The organism is Ideonella aquatica (assembly GCF_018069755.1).
Lineage (GTDB): Bacteria > Pseudomonadota > Gammaproteobacteria > Burkholderiales > Burkholderiaceae_C > Ideonella > Ideonella aquatica.
In genome coordinates this window covers 38606-56385 of sequence record NZ_JAGQDE010000025.1, presented here as the reverse complement: position 1 = coordinate 56385, position 17780 = coordinate 38606, and the positions used below count along the sequence as shown (strand labels likewise).

General features: G+C 72.2%; 19 protein-coding genes and 1 pseudogene. 16 read left to right on the top strand and 4 right to left on the bottom strand.

Features of this window, described 5'->3' with window-relative positions; translation table 11 throughout:
* Positions 1–197: pseudogene (locus KAK06_RS20245) on the bottom strand (hypothetical protein); the annotation flags it as partial.
* A 118-nt stretch (positions 198–315) separates the two neighbouring features.
* Here KAK06_RS20245 and KAK06_RS24290 point away from each other — a divergent pair.
* The 6 genes from KAK06_RS24290 to KAK06_RS20215 all read left to right on the top strand — a co-directional run bounded on the left by KAK06_RS24290 (position 316) and on the right by KAK06_RS20215 (position 5513).
* On the top strand, positions 316–1131 hold the full coding sequence (locus KAK06_RS24290; RefSeq protein WP_247653008.1) for a fumarylacetoacetate hydrolase: 816 nt from the start codon (positions 316–318) through the stop codon (positions 1129–1131).
* Positions 1128–2084, top strand: coding sequence for a TraB/GumN family protein (locus KAK06_RS20235; RefSeq protein ID WP_210803980.1), 957 nt, complete (start codon positions 1128–1130; stop codon positions 2082–2084). Before KAK06_RS24290 ends, KAK06_RS20235 begins: the two co-directional genes overlap by 4 nt.
* Positions 2085–2145: 61 nt before the next feature.
* A complete protein-coding gene (locus tag KAK06_RS20230; RefSeq protein ID WP_210803979.1) occupies positions 2146–2823 on the top strand; it encodes a PhaM family polyhydroxyalkanoate granule multifunctional regulatory protein in 678 nt (225 codons plus the stop codon).
* Positions 2820–3983 carry an FIST signal transduction protein gene (locus tag KAK06_RS20225; protein WP_210803978.1) on the top strand — a complete coding sequence of 388 codons (1164 nt, stop codon included), beginning with the start codon at positions 2820–2822 and terminating at the stop codon, positions 3981–3983. The genes KAK06_RS20230 and KAK06_RS20225 overlap by 4 nt, the downstream gene beginning before the upstream one ends.
* 1 nt (position 3984) lies before the next feature.
* Complete coding sequence (locus KAK06_RS20220; RefSeq protein WP_210803977.1) at positions 3985–4872, top strand: LysR substrate-binding domain-containing protein; 888 nt, start codon at positions 3985–3987, stop codon at positions 4870–4872.
* A gap of 77 nt (positions 4873–4949) precedes the next feature.
* A complete protein-coding gene (locus KAK06_RS20215) occupies positions 4950–5513 on the top strand; it encodes a DUF3617 domain-containing protein (RefSeq protein ID WP_210803976.1) in 564 nt (187 codons plus the stop codon).
* Here KAK06_RS20215 and KAK06_RS20210 read toward each other — a convergent pair.
* Complete coding sequence (locus tag KAK06_RS20210) at positions 5488–5892, bottom strand: 4a-hydroxytetrahydrobiopterin dehydratase (RefSeq protein ID WP_210803975.1); 405 nt, start codon at positions 5890–5892, stop codon at positions 5488–5490. The two genes, KAK06_RS20215 and KAK06_RS20210, sit on opposite strands and share 26 nt — an antisense overlap.
* Before the next feature lie 221 nt (positions 5893–6113).
* On the opposite strand from KAK06_RS20210, the gene KAK06_RS20205 reads away from it, so the two are divergent.
* The 9 genes from KAK06_RS20205 to KAK06_RS20165 all read left to right on the top strand — a co-directional run bounded on the left by KAK06_RS20205 (position 6114) and on the right by KAK06_RS20165 (position 15093).
* Positions 6114–7775, top strand: coding sequence for an L-lactate permease (locus KAK06_RS20205; protein ID WP_210803974.1), 1662 nt, complete (start codon positions 6114–6116; stop codon positions 7773–7775).
* A gap of 90 nt (positions 7776–7865) precedes the next feature.
* On the top strand, positions 7866–9368 hold the full coding sequence (locus tag KAK06_RS20200) for an FAD-linked oxidase C-terminal domain-containing protein (RefSeq protein ID WP_210803973.1): 1503 nt from the start codon (positions 7866–7868) through the stop codon (positions 9366–9368).
* Between the two features lie 81 nt (positions 9369–9449).
* Complete coding sequence (locus KAK06_RS20195; protein ID WP_210803972.1) at positions 9450–10358, top strand: hypothetical protein; 909 nt, start codon at positions 9450–9452, stop codon at positions 10356–10358.
* 31 nt (positions 10359–10389) lie between these two features.
* Entirely contained in the window at positions 10390–11496 is a 1107-nt protein-coding gene (gene glcE / locus KAK06_RS20190; RefSeq protein WP_210803971.1) for a glycolate oxidase subunit GlcE, read from the top strand.
* The gene (locus KAK06_RS20185) at positions 11496–12167 is read left to right on the top strand and encodes a class I SAM-dependent methyltransferase (RefSeq protein WP_247653007.1); all 672 of its coding nucleotides are present in this window, start codon (positions 11496–11498) and stop codon (positions 12165–12167) included. The genes glcE and KAK06_RS20185 overlap by 1 nt, the downstream gene beginning before the upstream one ends.
* On the top strand, positions 12164–12505 hold the full coding sequence (locus KAK06_RS20180) for a CidA/LrgA family protein (protein ID WP_210803970.1): 342 nt from the start codon (positions 12164–12166) through the stop codon (positions 12503–12505). Before KAK06_RS20185 ends, KAK06_RS20180 begins: the two co-directional genes overlap by 4 nt.
* A 1-nt stretch (position 12506) precedes the next feature.
* Positions 12507–13220, top strand: a complete 714-nt coding sequence (locus KAK06_RS20175) for an LrgB family protein (protein WP_210803969.1) — start codon at positions 12507–12509, stop codon at positions 13218–13220.
* Positions 13221–13236: 16 nt separating this feature from the next.
* Positions 13237–14514, top strand: a complete 1278-nt coding sequence (gene glcF / locus KAK06_RS20170; protein WP_210803968.1) for a glycolate oxidase subunit GlcF — start codon at positions 13237–13239, stop codon at positions 14512–14514.
* Positions 14515–14667: 153 nt separating this feature from the next.
* The gene (locus KAK06_RS20165; protein WP_210803967.1) at positions 14668–15093 is read left to right on the top strand and encodes a hypothetical protein; all 426 of its coding nucleotides are present in this window, start codon (positions 14668–14670) and stop codon (positions 15091–15093) included.
* Here KAK06_RS20165 and KAK06_RS20160 read toward each other — a convergent pair.
* Both KAK06_RS20160 and KAK06_RS20155 read right to left on the bottom strand, forming a co-directional pair.
* The gene (locus KAK06_RS20160; protein WP_210803966.1) at positions 15083–15916 is read right to left on the bottom strand and encodes a helix-turn-helix domain-containing protein; all 834 of its coding nucleotides are present in this window, start codon (positions 15914–15916) and stop codon (positions 15083–15085) included. The genes KAK06_RS20165 and KAK06_RS20160 overlap by 11 nt on opposite strands.
* Positions 15917–15918: 2 nt before the next feature.
* Positions 15919–16887, bottom strand: coding sequence for a DMT family transporter (locus tag KAK06_RS20155; RefSeq protein WP_210803965.1), 969 nt, complete (start codon positions 16885–16887; stop codon positions 15919–15921).
* Between the two features lie 71 nt (positions 16888–16958).
* On the opposite strand from KAK06_RS20155, the gene KAK06_RS20150 reads away from it, so the two are divergent.
* Entirely contained in the window at positions 16959–17732 is a 774-nt protein-coding gene (locus tag KAK06_RS20150; RefSeq protein ID WP_210803964.1) for an ABC transporter ATP-binding protein, read from the top strand.
* Positions 17733–17780 lie beyond the last annotated feature (48 nt).

Genomic DNA, 17780 nt, shown 5'->3' with positions numbered 1-17780 from the left:
GGCCGCGGCGGCGCGGTGGTCGGCACGACCAGCGGCGGTGCGGCAGCGGCGGGCGGCAAGGCGGCCTGCAGCCGCACCCGCAGGCCGGCCGGTGAGGGCGGCGCGGCCGCGCTGCCAGGCGCTGGTGCGCGCAGCGCGGCGTCGATCAGCGTCAGGTGGAGCGTGCCCACCAGGCACCCCAGGGCCCACCCGGCCATGGGCCGCACCCACCGGTCCGGACGGGGTGGGGCGGGGTACTGCAGCCAACGTCGGGGGGCGCGGGCGGCCATTGGACAATACTGCCACCAAACCCCGCCCGGCAGGGACCGCCCCCGAATGAAACTTGCCACCTACCAGGACGGCTCGCGCGATGGCCAGTTGGTCGTCGTCTCGCGTGACCTGACGCAGGCGCACTACGCCACCCACATCGCCACCCGCCTGCAGCAGTTGCTCGACGACTGGAACTTCCTGTCGCCGCAGCTGGAAGACCTGTCGACCACGCTCAACCAGGGCAAGGCGCGGCACGCCTTCGCGTTCGATCCGGCGATGTGCATGGCGCCGCTGCCGCGGGCCCCGGCGCGCCTGCTGGCGCCGCTGGACGGCCCGCTGCGCCGTGTCGCCAGCGACGCGCTGATGGGCGCACGCGACGTCTGGTTCGGTGCCACGGCCGCGCTCTGTGCCGTGCCCGGCCTGGTGGCGATCACCGGCGACATTGACACCGGCGCCGACGCCGGCCAGGCCCTGGAGGGCCTGCGCCTGCTGGCACTGGGCCTGGAATGGCAGCAGGACGGCGAGTCGCTGAGCGCCGGCATCGGCCCGGTCGCCCTGACGCCGGACGAGCTGGGCGAGGCCTGGCGCGGCGGTCGCCTGTCGGCGCCCTTGCAGTGGCGGCGCAATGGCCAGTCGCTGGGGCGTCTGGACCTGGGCGACGCGCTGCCGCAGGGCCTGGGCGAGCGCCTGGCCGAAGCGGTGCGCCGCCGGCCGCTGCGCGCCGGCAGCCTGCTGATGCTGGCCGCCCCGCCGGCCGACCTGGGCGGGCTGACCCAGGCCGAGGGCCTGGCACCCGGCGACGGCCTGTCGCTGCAGGCGGCCGATCCGCTGGGCGAAGACGCCTTCGGGCGCCTGGACAACGCGGTCGGCCAGCGGCCATGACGCGCTGGCGAAGCGCCCTGCTGGCCGGCGTTCTGGCCCTGCTGGCGCCCGTGCTGCCCGTGCTGGGCAAGGCGCCGGCCTGCCCGCCCGTGGCCCAGGCGCCCGATGCGGCCACGCTGGCGCGGTGGCAGGCCCAGGCGCGCGACCGTGGCCTGCTGTGGCGCTACGAGAAGGACGGCCGCAGCGGCTGGCTCTTCGGCACCTTGCATGTGGGTCGCGGGCCCTGGAGCGTGCCCGGGCCGGCGCTGTCGCAGGCGCTGGAACAGGCCGACCGGCTGGTGCTTGAGATCGACCCGCTGGCCGACGACACCCAGTCCGCCCTGCGCGCGCCAACACCCGCCTCCGGCCCCGCGCCGGCGGCGCCGCCCAAGGCCCTGGCCGCGCGCCTGCGCCGCCAGCTGGAGCGGGCCTGCGTGGGCACGCTGCTCGACGGCCTGACCCCGTCGATGCAGGCCGTCACCCTGCTGGCGCTGTCGGCCCGCGGCGCGGGCCTGGACCCGGCCTGGGGCCAGGAGCCGATGCTGTCGCAGCGCTTTCACCAGGCGCGCCGGCCGGTGGAGTCGATCGAGACGGTGGACCAGCAGGTCCAGGCCCTGGTGGGCAGCGACGAGCTCGACACGCTGCGCCAGGCGCTGGACGAGCTGGAGAACCCAGCCTCGATGGCCGTGGTGAACCGCCTGGCCGAGGCCTGGGCCGCCGGCGACCTGGCCACGCTGAGCGCCTACCCGCGCTGGTGCCGCTGCCTGGACACCGCGCAGCAGCGCGCCGAGTTCGACCGCGTGGTGCTGCAGCGCAACGCCCGCATGGCCGCCCACATCGAGCGCCTGCACGCGGCCGGCTCCCGCCCGCTGGTGGCGGTGGGCGCGCTGCACCTGGTGGGCGAGGACGGCCTGCCGCAGCGCCTGCAGCGCGCCGGCTTTCGCCTGACCTGGCTGGGGCCGGGCGCGCCGTAGGCCCGGTGCAAGCCAGCTGAGCGCACAATCGACCATCACAGGCCGCACGAGGAGACAAGGCATGAGCAGTGCCACCGATTTCGCCAAGATGGTTCCGGGCTTCGAATTCCTGCAGGGGCTGGTCAAGAACGCCGGCTCGGCGCTGCCGGGCATCGGCCAGTGGGTGGCGCCCACGCTGAACCCCGAGGAGCTGGAGAGGCGCATCGAGGAGCTGCGCACCGTGCAGTTCTGGCTGGAGCAGAACGCCCGCATGCTGGGCGCCACGATCCAGGCCCTCGAGGTGCAGCGCATGACCCTGTCCACGCTGAAGACCATGAACGTCTCGATGGGCGACCTGCGTGAGGCGATGACGCTGAAGATGCCCGAAGTGGCCGAGCCGGTGGCCGCCGCCGCGCCCGCGGCCCCCAAGCCCAAGGCCGCGCCACGCAAGAAGGCCGCGGCGGCGGCTCCGGCGGCGCCCGGCGCAGTGGACCCGATGCAGTGGTGGGGCGCGCTGACCAAGCAGTTCACCGAGCTGGCCACCAATGCCATGAAGGACAGCGCCACCGACGCCGCCAAGAACCTGGCCAGCGCGATGGTCAAGCAAAGCTTCGATGCTGCGGGCGAGACGCTCAAGAAGGCGGTGTCGGTGCCCGCCACCGTGGCCAAGACCGCCGCGGGTGCCGTGGCCGCCGGCGCCCGTGCCAGTGCCGCCGCGCCCAAGGCGCCGGCCCGCAAGGGAGCTGCCAGCCGGCGATGAGCGCCACCGCCTGCCTCGCGGCGCATGCCACGCATCCCGACGCCGGCATGGCGCTGGCGCTGGCTGCCGCGCAGATCGACGCCCAGGCGGCGCAGCGCCCCGGCTGGCGGCCCACGCTGGGCCTGCTCTATCTGAGCGAGGGCTTTGCCGAGCGCGCCGCCGAATGCCTGGACGAGGCGCGCCGGCGCTGGCCCGGCGTGGCCTGGGTGGGCGCTGCCGCCTGGGGGCTGGCGGCCGATGGCGTCGAGTACCTGGACGAGCCGGCGCTGGTGCTGTGGCAGATCGACCTGCCGGCGGCGCAGTTCCGCTGCTTTGATGGCCGCCACCCGCTGGCCGAGGACTGGGCCGGCAGCGCGCTGGTCCACGCCGACCCCGAGCTGCCCGAGCTGGGCGCGCTGCTGAACGAACTGGCCGAGCGCACCCGCGCCGGCTACCTGTTCGGCGGCCTGCCCAGCGCGCGCCTGCACCGCAGCCACTGGGCGGGTGGCGCGCCGATGCACGGTGGGCTCTCGGGCGTGGCCTTTGCGCCGACGGTGGGCCTGGTCTCGCGCGTGACCCAGGGCTGCCAGCCGGTGGGCCCGACGCGGCGCGTCACCGGCGCCGAGCGCAACCTGGTGGCCTCGCTGGACGGCGAGCCGGCGCTGCCGCAGCTGTTGCAGGACCTGGGCGTCACGCTGGACGAGCCGCGCCAGGCCATGGCCGCGCTGCGCCACACCCTGGTCGGTCTCACCGACGAGGGCGACGCCGCGCGCGGCCCCGGCGGCCAGTTCGGCGGCGACACCCGGGTGCGCCACCTGATCGGCATCGACCCGCTGCGCGAGGCGGTGGCCGTGGCCGACCTGGTCGAGCCCGGCATGTCGCTGGCCTTCTGCACCCGCGACCCGGTGGCCGCGCGGCGCGACCTGGTGCGCATCTGCGCCGAGATCCGCGACGAGGTCGATGGCGACGGCAGCGCACCGCCGCGGCGCATCCTGGGCGCCCACTACGTCAGTTGCACCGGCCGCGGCGGCCCGCATTTCGGTGGCGACAGCGAGGAGCTGCGCATCCTGCGCCACGCGCTGGGCGAGGTGCCGCTGGTGGGTTTCTTCGCCGCTGGCGAGATCGCCCACCGCCACCTGTACGGCTACACCGGCGTGTTGACGGTCTTCACCGCTGAATGACATGGCGGCCGAGCGCATTCCGCCGATCCAGTGCCTGCAGGCCTTCGAGGCACTGGCCCGGCTGCGCAGCGTGACGCAGGCCGCTGACGAGCTGAGCGTCACGCCCAGCGCCGTCAGCCACCGCATCCGCCAGCTTGAGACGCAACTGGGCTGCAAGCTCTTCCTGCGCGACTTCGGCCTCACCCCCGAAGGCCAGGCCTACCTGGGGCCGGTGCGCCAGGGTCTGCAGTCGCTGGCCCAGCTGCCGGGCCGGGCGGTGCCCAGCGGTGCCACGGCGCGCTTGCGGCTGGCGGTGACGCCCACCTTTTCGCGCCAGTTGCTGCTGCCGCGGCTGTCGCACTTCCGCCATGCCTACCCCGAGATCGAGCTGGTGCTGCAGGTGGCCATTCCGCTGGCCGACACCAAGGCCGAGGAGGCCGATCTGGAGGTGCGCTACGGCGTCGGTCCCTACCCGGGCCTGGAGCAGGTGCGCCTGCTCAGCGACGAGGTCACGCCGGTCTGCAGCCCCGAGTACCTGCACGAGGCCGGCCCTTTCGGCGAATTCGCCAGCCTTGACGATGTGCGCCGGGCGCGCCTGATCCGCACGCCGCTGGAGCCCTGGAGCACCTGGTTCCAGGCCCACGGCATCGCGCTGCCCGAGCCCAGCGGCGGCGCCCAGTTCAACGATGTGGGCCTGGTGCTGGACGCGGCCGCCGCCGGCTTCGGCGTGGCGCTGATGCGCCTGCGCCTGGGCCTGAGCTGGCTGGACAGCGGCCGCCTGGTGCGCCTGTCGCCGCGCAGCGTGCCCTCGCCGCTGCACCACCACCTGTGCTGGAAGCCCGGCACCATGGAGCGCTGGGAGTGCGCGGCCTTTGCCGACTGGCTGCGCACCGCGTTGGCCACCCCCTGATTCGAGGGGCGATCCCCCTCGGCGCGGGTCTTGCCCGCGCGCGGCCCCGCGCGCATGCTGCGCGCTGGAGGGATGCCATGACACACCAAGTTCTTCAGCGCCGGGCCCGTGCCTGGCCGTTCGTGTTGCTGTGCCTGCCGGCCGCGGCCGCCGCGCAGACCCGGCTGCAGCCTGGGCTGTGGGAGCAGACTCAGCAGATGAAGACCGGCAGCGGCCAGATGGAAGCGCAGATGGCGCAGGCTCAGGCGCAGATGGCCGCGATGCCGCCGGAGCAGCGCAAGATGGTCGAGCAGATGATGGCCCAGCGGGGCGTCGGTCTGGGCAGCGCCCCGGCCAGCGTGCGCCTGTGCCTCAGCCAGGCGCAGACCGAGGGCGGCGAGGTGCCGCGCGCCGACGGCCGCTGCACCCACCAGGTCAGCCAGCGCAGTGGCAACCGGATGCACTACAGCTTCCAGTGCAGCGGCAACCCGCCCAGCTCGGGCGAGGGCGACTACACCATCAACAGCCCCACGTCCTACAGCACCCAGATGACGGTCAAGACGGTGGTCAAGGGCCAGCCCGAGACCATCCAGATGACCCAGCAGGGTCGCTTCGTCAGCGCCGACTGCGGCGCGCTCAAGCCGATCCAGGCGCCGCGCTGACAGGCTGGGCGGGCTCGTGCTTCATGTGCCGAAAGCGCGCCTCGTCGGGCGTGCCCTCCAGCGCTGAGCCCGGCTCATCCTGCGGTCGCCACATCAGCACCTGCTCGATCCTGGCGGCCAGCGCCAGGTCCTTGGCGGTGATGCCGTCGGCCGAGTGGGTGCGCAGCTTCACCCGCACGAACGCGTAGGACACCACCAGGTCCGGGTGGTGCCAGGCGGCCTCGGCGAGGTGGCCGATGGTGCTGACCGCCAGCATCGTCGACTTCCAGCCGCTGGTCTTGAACTGGCGGCGGATCCAGCCGTCCTCCAGCTGCCAGTGCGGCAGCTCGGCCGCCAGGCGGCGCTGGACCTCGTCATCGGGCATCAGGGTGTCGGCCATCGCGTTCTCCGGGGAATGTGCCGTCGATTCTGGTCAGCCGCGGCCGACCCGCGCGCCAGGGTGGCCTTTGATGCGGGTTAACCCGTGCATTGAAAAAGGCTCACGCCGCGCCGCGGGAAGTTTCATCTGCGCACCCAGGGCGCTGCCTACATTGCCGCTCGGTTCACGGTCGCCCCCAACGGCCGTCAGGCTTTTCAACACTTCGAGCGGAGACACCCACCATGGTCTGGCAACAGGTCTACGATCCCTTCGGCAACATGTTCATCTCCACCCTGCTGGCCGCGGTGCCGGTGGTGGTGATGCTGGTGGCGCTGGGCTTCCTGCACATCAAGGCGCACATCGCCGCGGGCCTGGGCCTGCTGGCGGCCTTCGCGGTGGCGGTGTTCGGCTATGGCATGCCGGCCGGCCTGGCCGGCAACGCGGCCTTCTATGGCGGCCTGACCGGGCTGCTGCCGATCGGCTGGATCGTGCTGAACATCATCTTCCTGCAGCAGCTGGCCGAGGGCAACGGCAGCTTCAAGATCCTGCAGGACTCGCTCTCGGGCATCACCGAGGACCGCCGGCTGCAGCTGCTGCTGATTGCGTTTTGCTTCGGCGCCTTCTTCGAGGGCGCGGCGGGCTTCGGCACGCCGGTGGCGGTGACCGCGGGCATCCTGATCGGCCTGGGCTTCTCGCCGCTGGCGGCCTCGGGCCTGTCGCTGATCGCGAACACCGCGCCGGTGGCCTTCGGGGCGCTGGGCACGCCGGTGATCACGCTGGCCAAGGTGCATGGCTACGACCTGATGGAGGTGACGGCCATGATCGGCCGCCAGCTGCCCTTCTTCTCGCTGCTGGTGCCGTTCTGGCTGATCTGGGCCTTTGCCGGTCGCAAGGCGATGATGGAGATCTGGCCCGCGATCCTGGTGACCGGCCTGTCCTTTGCCATTCCGCAGTTCCTGGTCAGCAACTACATCGGGCCGGAGCTGGTGGACATCATCGCGGCGATCGTCTCGATGATCGCGCTGGTCAGCTTCCTGAAGTTCTGGCAACCGAAGAAGATCTGGACCTCGCCCACGCTCAAGGGCCATGAGGCCGATGGCGGCACCCCGCCGCGCCCGGTGACCATGGTCACGCACAGCCGTGCCGACCTGTTCCGCGCCTGGCTGCCCTGGCTGATCCTGACGGTGTTCGTCTTCGTCTGGGGCCTGCCGGCGGTGAAGACCTTCTTCAACGGCATCTGGGCGCCCAAGTTCCCGATCGAGGGCCTGAACAACCTGATCGAGAAGGTGCCGCCGGTCGTGCCCTCGCCGCACAAGGAAGCGGCGGTCTATGTGCTCAACGGCCTGTCGGCCACCGGTACCGGCATCCTGCTGTCGGCCGTCATCGGCGCGCTGGTGATGGGCTACAAGCCGCTGGCCATCGTCAGCACCTACCTGCGCACGCTGTGGATGGTGCGCACCTCGCTGCTGACCATCGTGCTGATGCTGGCGCTGGGCACGCTGACCCGCTTCTCGGGCACCGACACCACGCTGGGCCTGGCCTTTGCCGGCACCGGTGCGCTCTACCCGTTCTTCGGCACGCTGATGGGCTGGATCGGGGTGGCCATGACCGGCTCCGACACGGCGTCGAACGTGCTGTTCGGCGGCATGCAGAAAGTGGCGGCCGAGCAGCTGGGCCTGTCGGCCAACCTGATGGGCGCGGCCAACTCCTCGGGCGGCGTGATGGGCAAGATGATCGATGCGCAGTCGATCGTCGTGGCTTCCACCGCCACGCGCTGGTTCCACCACGAGGGCGACATCCTGCGCTACGTCTTCTTCCACTCGATCGCGCTGGCCTGCCTGGTGGGCCTGTACGTGACGCTGCAGGCCTATGTCTGGCCCTTCACGCTGACCGTCATCCACTGAAGTCAGCTGAGTTGTGACCCCGATGCCGGCCATGCCGGTGTCGGCGCGTCGTACAGTTGTGCGCTGGCCCCCGGTGGGCATGGGTGACCGATGAACGCGATCCAAGACCTTTCGGCCGTCGAGCCGGCCGACCGCTCCGCGCGGCAATCGGAAGTGGTGGCCGCCCTGCGGCCGCTGCTGCCGGCCCACGCGCTGCTCTACCAGCCCGAGGACACCACGCCCTACGAGTGCGACGGCCTGACCGCCTACCGCCAGCGCCCGCTGCTGGTGGTGCTGCCCGAGACCGAGGAGCAGGTGGCCGCCGTGCTGCGCACCTGCCACCGCCTGGGCGTGCCGGTGGTGGCGCGCGGCGCCGGCACCGGGCTGTCCGGCGGCGCCATGCCGCACGCGATGGGCGTGACGCTGGGCCTGGCCAAGTTCAACCGCATCGTCAAGATGGACCCGTTCAGTCGCACCGCGGTGGTCCAGTGCGGCGTGCGCAACCTGGCGATCAGCGAGGCCGCCGCGCCGCACGGCCTGTACTACGCGCCCGACCCGTCCAGCCAGATCGCCTGCACGATCGGCGGCAACATCGCCGAGAACTCCGGCGGCGTGCACTGCCTGAAATACGGCCTGACGGTGCACAACGTGCTGAAGCTGCGCGGCTTCACCGCCGAGGGCGACCCGATCGAGTTCGGTGGCGACGCGCTCGATGTGCCGGGCCTGGACCTGATGGCCGCGGTGGTCGGCAGCGAGGGCATGCTGGCGGTGATCACCGAAGTCACCGTCAAGCTCACGCCCAAGCCGCAACTGGCGCGCTGCGTGATGGCCAGCTTCGATGACGTGCGCCAGGCCGGCGACGCGGTGGCCGCGGTGATCGCCGCCGGCATCATCCCGGCCGGTCTGGAGATGATGGACAAGCCGATGACCGCGGCGGTGGAAGACTTCGTCCACGCCGGCTACGACCTCAGCGCCGAAGCCATCCTGCTGTGCGAGTCCGACGGCACGCCCGAGGAGGTGGAAGAAGAGATCGGCCGCATGACCGCCGTGCTGCAATCGGCCGGCGCCACCCGCATCGAGGTCAGCCAGAACGAGGCGCAGCGTCTGAAGTTCTGGAGCGGCCGCAAGAACGCCTTCCCGGCCTCGGGGCGCATCAGCCCCGACTACATGTGCATGGACAGCACCATCCCGCGCAAGCGCCTGGCCGACATCCTGATCGCGATTGCCGAGATGGAGAAGAAGTACCAGCTGCGCTGCTGCAATGTCTTCCACGCCGGCGACGGCAACCTGCACCCGCTGATCCTGTTTGATGCCAACGACCCCGACCAGATGCACCGCTGCGAGCTCTTCGGCGCCGACATCCTGGAGACCAGCGTGGCCATGGGCGGCACGGTCACCGGCGAGCACGGCGTGGGCGTGGAGAAGCTCAGCAGCATGTGCGTGCAGTTCAGCCCCGAGGAGCGCGCGCAGATGATGGCGCTCAAGCACGCCTTCGACCCGCACGGCCTGCTCAACCCTGGCAAGGTGATCCCCACGCTGCACCGCTGTGCCGAGTACGGCAAGATGCATGTGAAGAAGGGCCTGCTGCCCTTCCCCGAGCTGGAGCGCTTTTGACCGTGCTCAAGCAGCGGCTTAAGGCCTCATTCAGCGCCCGGCGCCATGATCCTCTCCACCACGTCGATGGAGGGGTCGATCATGCACCGCGCTCTGAGCGCCCTGTGGGGCACCGCGTTCTGGCTGGCCGCAGGGGCGGCCTCGGCCACCGTCTTCACATTGGCGCCGGTCCAGCTGCCCGGCGGCACCACCTTGCTGGGCACCGTCACCACCGATGGCACGCTGGGCCCGCTGTCGGCGGGCAATGTGGTCGACTGGGATGTGCGCCTGCGCCAGACGCAGCGCTGGGTCTTCGATCCCAGCCATCCGGGCGTCTGGGCCAGCGGCGTGAGCGTCTCGGCCAACGGCCGCACGATGAGCGTGCGCACCTCGCCCGACGGGGTCAACGACGGCGGCCTGCTGGCCTTTGGCAGCTTCGGGCCGGGGCCGGAGTACGGCGTGCAGGTGGCCAACTTCACCGGCTCGTATGCCAACGGTGGCGTGGCCTTCTACCTGGCCGGTCCGGTCTTCGAGTGGCAGTGGCTGTCGGCCCCCAATGGCAGCAAGCGCGTGGTCGCCAAGGCGGCGCCGGGCAGCTCAGTGTTCAAGCTGGTGCCGGTGGACTTCCCCAGCGGCACGGTGCTGAGCGGCAGCATCACCACCGATGGCAGCACCGGCGCGATCGGCGCGGCGCAGATCACCGACTGGAAGATCAGCGCCACCGAAACCACCGAGGTCCGCTACACGCCCGCCAACAGCAGCGTGCTGCCCGCCACGGCCGGCCTGTCGAGCGACGGCACCACCCTCAGCGTGGCGCGGCCGGGCGGCTACTTCGGCGTGGGCATCGCGCCGCGGCCTCCGGCGCGCGGCCAAGGGGCGGTGCCGGCCGACTTCGCCAGTGCCACGGCACCGTCCGGCGGCCAGGCCGGCTACTGGAACCCCTTCACGTTCCAGTACGTCGGACTGCGCTTCAAGGGCAGCACCTGGCCGATCGCCACCGTCCAACCCTGAGCGGCGCCCCGGCGGTGCCGCAGCACCGCCAATGAGCGAACTCCACGACCCCCACCTGCAGGCCCTGATCGAGCGCGTGCGCGAGGCCGCCGCGCGCGAGCAGCCGCTGTGCATCCGCGGCAGTGGCAGCAAGGACTTCTATGGCGGCCCGCTGGTCGGCGAGCCGCTGGACGTGCAGGCGCTGCGCGGCATCTCGTCCTACGAGCCCACCGAGCTGGTCATCACCGCGCGCGCGGGCACGCCGCTGGCTGAGCTGGAAGCGGCACTCGCCGAACAGGGCCAGTGCCTGCCCTTTGAGCCGCCGCGCTTCGGCGAGTCTGGCGGCACGCTGGGCGGCATGGTGGCGGCCGGCCTGGCCGGGCCGGCACGCGCGGCGGTGGGGGGCGTGCGCGACTATGTGCTGGGTGCCTCGCTGCTCAATGGCCAGGCCGAGCTGATGAGTTTTGGTGGCCAGGTGATGAAGAACGTCGCCGGCTATGACGTCTCGCGCCTGCTGGCCGGCTCGATGGGCGTGCTGGGCGTGATCTGCGAGGTCTCGCTGAAGGTGCTGCCGCTGGCGCCTGCCACGCTGACGCTGCGCTTCGACCTGGACCAGGCCAGCGCGCTGCGCCGCCTCAACGACTGGGCCGGTCAGCCGCTGCCACTCAACGCCAGCGCCTGGTGGGACGGCACGCTGGTCGTGCGCCTGCGTGGCGCCCAGGCGGCGGTGGCCGCCGCCCACCAGCGCCTGGGCGGCGAGGAGATCCCGACCGAGCTGGCCCAGGGCTTCTGGGACGGCCTGCGCGACCAGCGCGACGAGTTCTTCCAGTTGGCCCAGCAGGCGGTGGCCGACGGCGCCACGCTGTGGCGCCTGTCGGTGGCGCCCACCGCGCCCAAGCTGGAGCTGCCCCAGGGCGAGCATCAACTGATCGAGTGGGGTGGCGCGCTGCGCTGGGTGGTCTCGCGCGAGGCGCCTGCGCGCCTGATGGCCTTGGCCGCTGATGCCCGCGGCCACGCCAGCGTCTACCGCAGCGCCCACGACCACCCCGGCGCCGCCCAGCCGCTGACCGAGGCCAGCCTGCGCATCCACCGCGCGATCAAGCGCGCCTTCGATCCGGCCGGCATCTTCAACCGCCAGCGCCTGTTGCCGGAGCTCTGATGAACGGCGCCAGCTTCGCCACGCCTGAATCGATGCGCGAGTACTACGCGCAACGGGCGCGCGAGTACGAGCTGGTCTATCACAAGCCTCACCGTCAGCAGGCGCTGCGCCGCATCGAGGCCTGGCTGACCGAGGTCTTCGCCGACCGCTGCGTGCTGGAGATCGCCAGTGGCACCGGCTGGTGGGTGCCGCACGCGGCAGCGCGCGCCGCGGCCTGGTGGGCCACCGACCTGAACCCCGAGACGCTGGCCGTGGCGCAGGCCAAGACGCTGCCGGCCAGCGTGCGCTTCGCCCAGGTCGACGCCTACACGCTGCAAGGCTTGCCCGACGAGCGCTTCGATGCCTGCTTTGCCGGCTGCTGGTGGAGCCATGTGCCGCTGCAGCGCCTGGACACCTGGCTGGCCAGCGTGCATGCCGCACTGCCTGTCGGCGCCCGCGTGGTGATGCTGGACAACGCCTATGTCGAAGGGGACTCCACTCCCGTGACCCGATTTGACGAGCATGGCAACGGCTACCAGCGTCGCAGCTTGCTCGATGGCAGCCAGCATGAGGTGCTGAAGAACTTCCCGTCGCAGGCCGAGGTGCTCGCTCGCCTGGGCCCGCGTGCCGAGGCGGTGCGCTGGCACGACTTCGGCTACTACTGGGCCGTGGACTACAGGCTGGACCGATGACGCTGCTGCAAGGCTTGGCCCTCTTGCTGCTGTGCCAGTCGGCCGGCGAGGTGCTGGTGCGCCTGAGCGGCGCGCCGCTGCCGGCGCCGGTGCTGGGTGCCGGCCTGCTGCTGGGCTTGCTGCGCTGGTCGGCGCTGCGCGCGCCCGTGGCCATGGCGGCCGATGGCCTGCTGGGTCACTTGTCGCTGCTGTTCGTGCCGGTGGGCGTGGGCGTGATCACCCACGGGGCGCTGCTCAGCGAGTTCGGCGGCCGGATGCTGGTGGCCATCGTCGTGTCCACCTGGATCGGCCTGGCCATCACCGCGCTGGTCATGCGCAGGCTGCTCAAGGGGGACTGAGGTGACGTCCTTTGTCGAGCTCTGGGTCTACCTGTCGGCGACACCGCTGTTCGGCCTGACCGCCACCGTCAGCGCCTATGTGCTGGCGCAGATGGCCAGTGCGCGCCTGGGCCATCCGCCGCTGGCCAACCCGGTGCTGTGGACCGTGCTGGCGCTGTCGCTGCTGCTGATGGCCACCGGCACCGCCTACCCCACCTACTTCTCGGGCGCGCAGTTCATCCACTTCCTGCTGGGCCCGGCGGTGGTGGCGCTGGCCTGGCCGCTGTGGCAGCGCCGGGCGCAGCTGCGCGCCCGATGGCGGCCGGTGCTGCTGGCGGCGCTGGCCGGTGGCGCGGCGGCCGCCCTCAGTGCGGTGGCCATCGGCTGGGCCCTGGGCCTGCCGGCCGAGGTACTGGCCTCGCTGGCGCCCAAGTCGGTGACCGCGCCGGTGGCCATGGGCATTGCCGAGCGCCTGGGCGGCATCCCCGCGCTGGCCGCGGTGGGCGCGCTGTTGGCGGGCCTGACCGGCGCGCTCAGCGCCAAACCCCTCTTTGACGCGCTGCGCGTGTCCGACCCGGCGGTGCGCGGCTTCGCGCTGGGCACCGCCTCGCATGGCATTGGCGCCGCGCGCGCGTTGCAGGTCCATCCCGATGCCGGCGCCTATGCCGGCCTGGCGCTGGGCGTGCAGGTGCTGCTGGCCTCGTTGTTGATGCCGCTGGCGCTGCGGCTGTTCTGAACCTGTCTTCACACGCATGCAAACCCACCTCGCTCCCGAATACGCCGGCACCCCCGACGGCGAGGCCGCCGAGGCCATCCTGCGCCAGTGCGTGCACTGCGGCTTCTGCACTGCCACCTGCCCGACCTACCAGCTGCTGGGCGATGAGCTCGACGGCCCGCGCGGCCGCATCTACCTGATGAAGCAGTTGCTCGAGGGCGGCGCGGTCACGCGCGCCACCCAGCAGCACCTGGACCGCTGCCTGACTTGCCGCAACTGCGAGAGCACCTGCCCCAGCGGCGTGCAGTACGGCCGCCTGGTCGACATTGGCCGGCGCCTGGTCGAGGACAAGGTCGAGCGCCCGCGCGGCGAGCGCACGGTGCGCTGGCTGCTGAGGGAGGGCCTGACCTCGGCCGCCTTCGGACCGGCGCTGAAACTGGGCATGGCGGTGCGCCCGGTGCTGCCCGCCTCGCTGCAGCGCAAGCTGCCCGAGCCGCCGCCGCCGCAGGCCCACCACTGGCCCAATCGGCCCCATGCGCGCAAGGTGCTGATGCTGCTGGGCTGCGTGCAGCCGGCGATGATGCCCAACATCAACTCGGCCACCGCCCGCGTGCTGGACGCGGCCGGCATCCAGACCCTGGTGGCCGACGATGCCGGCTGCTGCGGCGCGATCCGCGAGCACCTGAACGACCATGCCGGCGCGCTGGCCGACATGCGCCGCAACATCGACGCCTGGTGGCCGCTGGTCGAAGGCCTGACCGCCGCCGGCCAGGTTGAGGCCATCGTCGTCAACGCCAGCGGCTGCGGCGTGGCGGTCAAGGACTACGGCCATGCGCTGCAGGGCGATGCGGACTACGCCGAGAAGGCCGCGCGCATCAGCAGCCTGGCGCGCGACATCAGCGAGCTGCTGCCTGACATCGTGCCTGCGCTGCAGCAAGCGCTGACGATGCGCCGCACGCGCCTGGAGGCCGACACCGCCGAGCCGGTGCCGCTGGCCTGGCACCCGCCCTGCACGCTGCAGCACGGGCTGAAGCTGCGCGGCGGCGTGGAGCAGCACCTGTTGGCGCTGGGCTTTGTGCTGACGCCGCCCTGTGACAGCCACCTGTGCTGCGGCTCGGCTGGCACCTACTCGGTGCTGCAGCCCGAGCTGTCGCTGCAGTTGCGCGACCGCAAGCTCAAGGCGCTGGATGCGGTGGAGGGCGAGGCCATCGTCTCGGCCAACATCGGCTGCATCCAGCATCTGCAGTCGGGCAGCGCGCGGCCGGTGCGCCACTGGATCGAGGTGCTGGACGACGCGCTGCGCGCGGCAAGCTGAGGGTCTCTCACCCGCTACAGCCTGGGCGGTGGCTGTGCTGTGCGCCTCGATCGACCAGCGCTCGGCCCTTGTGTCCAGGTCGCTTTTCTTCAAGACAGCCCGAGGAGCCGTCCGCCACACTGCCGTCGCGTACCCAAGGACGGAGGCCTGGCGATGAGCGGATGGGGGTGGCTGCATGCGGTGTCGGCGTCGGCCTGGCTGGGATGTGTGCTGACCGAGCTGGTGCTGGAGAAGGGACTCGATCGCCCCGGTGACCACGCTCGGCGCGCCGAGCTGCACTGGCGCATCGACTGCTGGGTGGAGTTGCCGCTGGTGGCGCTGACCACGGTCGCCGGTGTGGCCGCCTGGGCCGGGTCGTGGACGGATCCGGCGCTGGTGCTGATGGCGGTGGCGGGTGGCGGCGCGGTGATGGCCAATGGCGTCTGCAGTGTCTGGGTGTGGCGGCGCTGGCAGGCGGCGCGCCTTGGCAACAGCGAGGCCCATGCGCATGCCGATGCCTGGCAGCACCGCTGGGGCGCCCTGGTGGCGCTGGGCCTGGCGCTGGCGCTGGGTGCTGCGGCGTGGCGCGCTACAGCCTGAGCAGCCAGTCCTCGTCGCCGTCGTCGCTGGCCAGGCGCCGTTGCAGCGCCGCCGGGCTGTGGGCGAAAGTGGCCTTCACCTCGCGCGAGAAGTGCGCCTGGTCGGCAAAGCCGTGCTCGGCCGCTGCCTCGGCTGCCACCGCGTGGCCGTCACGCACGGCCAGCATCGCCCGCTCGGTGCGCAGGTAGCGCTCCACCTCGCCCGGGCGCAGTCCCACCGCATCGCTGCTGCGGCGCTGCAGGTGGCGCTGGCTCCAGCGCTGCAGCGCCAGTGCCGCGGGCAGGCTGCTGCGGCGCCAGGCGTGGCGCAGCAGATGCACCCAGCCGGCCTGCCGGGGCGCCAGCGCCTGCCAGCGTGGCCGCAGAAAGGCCTCGCACAGCGCGATGCGTGCGGCATGGTCGTGCGCGTGTGCCACGCCGTCCAGCAGCGCCTGCCAATCGGCGGGCAGGGCCCGCCGCGCGTCATCGATGCGGTCGCGCCAGGCGCCCAGCTCCAGGCCGCTGAGCAGGGCCAGCACGCCGGGCTGCAAGGCCAGGCCGAACGAGCAGTAGGGGCTGATGGCCAGCGAACGGTAGTCGTGGCGGTGCGCGCCGGTCAGAAAGACGGCGGGCAGTTCCCGCTCCACCGCCTGGCCGCCGCACTCGACCAGCTGCGCCCGGCCATCGATCAGCCACACCAGGCCGTTGTAAGGCCCCGGAGGCACGCGCGTGCTGCGCTGTGCCGGGCTCAGCGCATCGGCACCGCGCAGGTCATGCCAATAGAAGGCGCGCACCACGTCGGCCAGGTCGGCGGCCGGGGCCACCAGGCGCGAGTCGATCGGCATGCTCAGTTCGGATGGGCATCCGCCGCGGCGGGCTCTGGATCGACCCGCAGCGCCCACCACACGCCGGCAATCAGCAGCGCGATGCCGGCCGCCGTGGGCAGGCCGGGCCACTCGCCGCGCAGCACGAAGGCATAGGCCAGCGCCGACAGCGTTTCAAAGACGATCAGCTGGCCGGCGATGTTGGTGGGCAGGCGCTGGCTGGCCTCGTTCCAGCACAGCGTGCCCAGCCAGGAGGCCAGCAGGCCGATGGCCAGCATCAGGCCCACGTAGGCGCCGGGCCGCGGGCCCAGCGGCATCACCCACGGTGCATCGGTCAGCGCAAACACCAGCCAGGTGAGCGCAAAGCCCAGCAGCGCCAGCGGCAGCGTGGCGATGCCCTGCGCGGTGGCCCAGGTGCGCGGGCTGCGCTCGGCGTGGGCGCGCAGCCAGTCGGCGTTACGGATCGGGTACCAGGTCCAGCACACCACCGCCGCCAGCGCCAGCGCGGCGCCCAGCGCATAGCGGCCCAGGTCGGCCTGCGGGTCGGCGCGCAGCGCCTGCCACTCGGCCTGGTTGACCAGGCCGATGCCCAGCGCGATCAGGCCCAGCGAGGGCGCCAGGCGGCGCCAGGGCAGGGTGCCGTCGCGCGCCGCATTGCGGCGGTTCGACACCAGCGCGATCACCACCGGCAGCGTGCCGATGATCATCGTGGGCAGCGGCGCGCCGGCGCGCTGGATGGCCGAGGACAGGCACAGGTAGTAGATGATGTTGCCCACCAGCGCCAGCTTCAGCGCCTCGAGCCAGTCGGCGCGGGTGAGCGTGCGCAGCGCCGCGCGGTCCCACCAGGCCAGCGGCAGCGCGATCAGGCCGAAGGCCAGGTAGCGGCCGAAGGACAGCATCACCGCGGGGTAGTCGGCCAACAGCAGCGGCCCCACGAACACCAGGCCCCACATCAGGCCAGCGGCCAGCGCAAACAGCGTTCCAATCAGCATCGGCTTAACACAAAAAACGGCCGTCGCCGGCAGCCGCCGATGATCGCACGGCGCGTTACAGTCACGCCCCGATGAATGCACCCTTGATCGAACTGAAGGACGTCAGCCGCCGCCACGATTCCGGCGTGCTGGCCTTGGATGGACTGGACCTGCGCCTGGCGCGCGGCGAGCGCGTGGCCCTGCTGGGGCTGGCCGGCAGCGGCAAGAGCTCGCTGCTGCGCCTGCTGGCCGGCATCGATCGTCCGCTGGCGGGCGCGGTGCTGCGCCAGGGCGAACCGCTGCGCGGCACGCAGGCCGATGCGGCATTCGTGTTCTCGTCGCCGGCACTGATGCCCTGGGCGAGTGCGGCGGTGAACGTCGAGCTGCCGCTGCGCCTGCAGGGCTCGGCCGCACCGGCCGAGACGCGCGAACAGCGCGCCCGCGAGGCGCTGGCCGCGGTGGGTCTGGAGGCCCTGGCCGATGTGCTGCCCAAGGCGCTGGACGAGTCGCAGCGCATGGGCGTGGCCCTGGCCCGCGCCTGGGTGGTGCAGCCGGCGCTGCTGCTGCTGGACGACTGGCTGAGCCAGGTCTCGCCCGCCGCGCGCCCCGGACTGCGCCGCGTGCTGGCCGAGGCCGCGCGCACCACCGCCGCGCCGGCCTGCGTGCTGGCCACGCGCGATGTGGATGAGGCCCTGCTGCACGCCAACCGCGTGCTGGTGCTGGGCGGCCGCCCGGGCCGCGTGCTCGACGAGCTGCGCCTGGACACCGCCGTCCCGCGCGAGCCGGCCTGGCTGGAGACGCCCGCCGGTCAGCGTGCTCGCAAGCGCCTGCTGGAGGCGCTCAGCAGCGCCGACGCCACCGCCTGAGCATCCCCCAAGAGAAAGGGCCCCGCGGGATCGCCGCGAGGCCCTGGG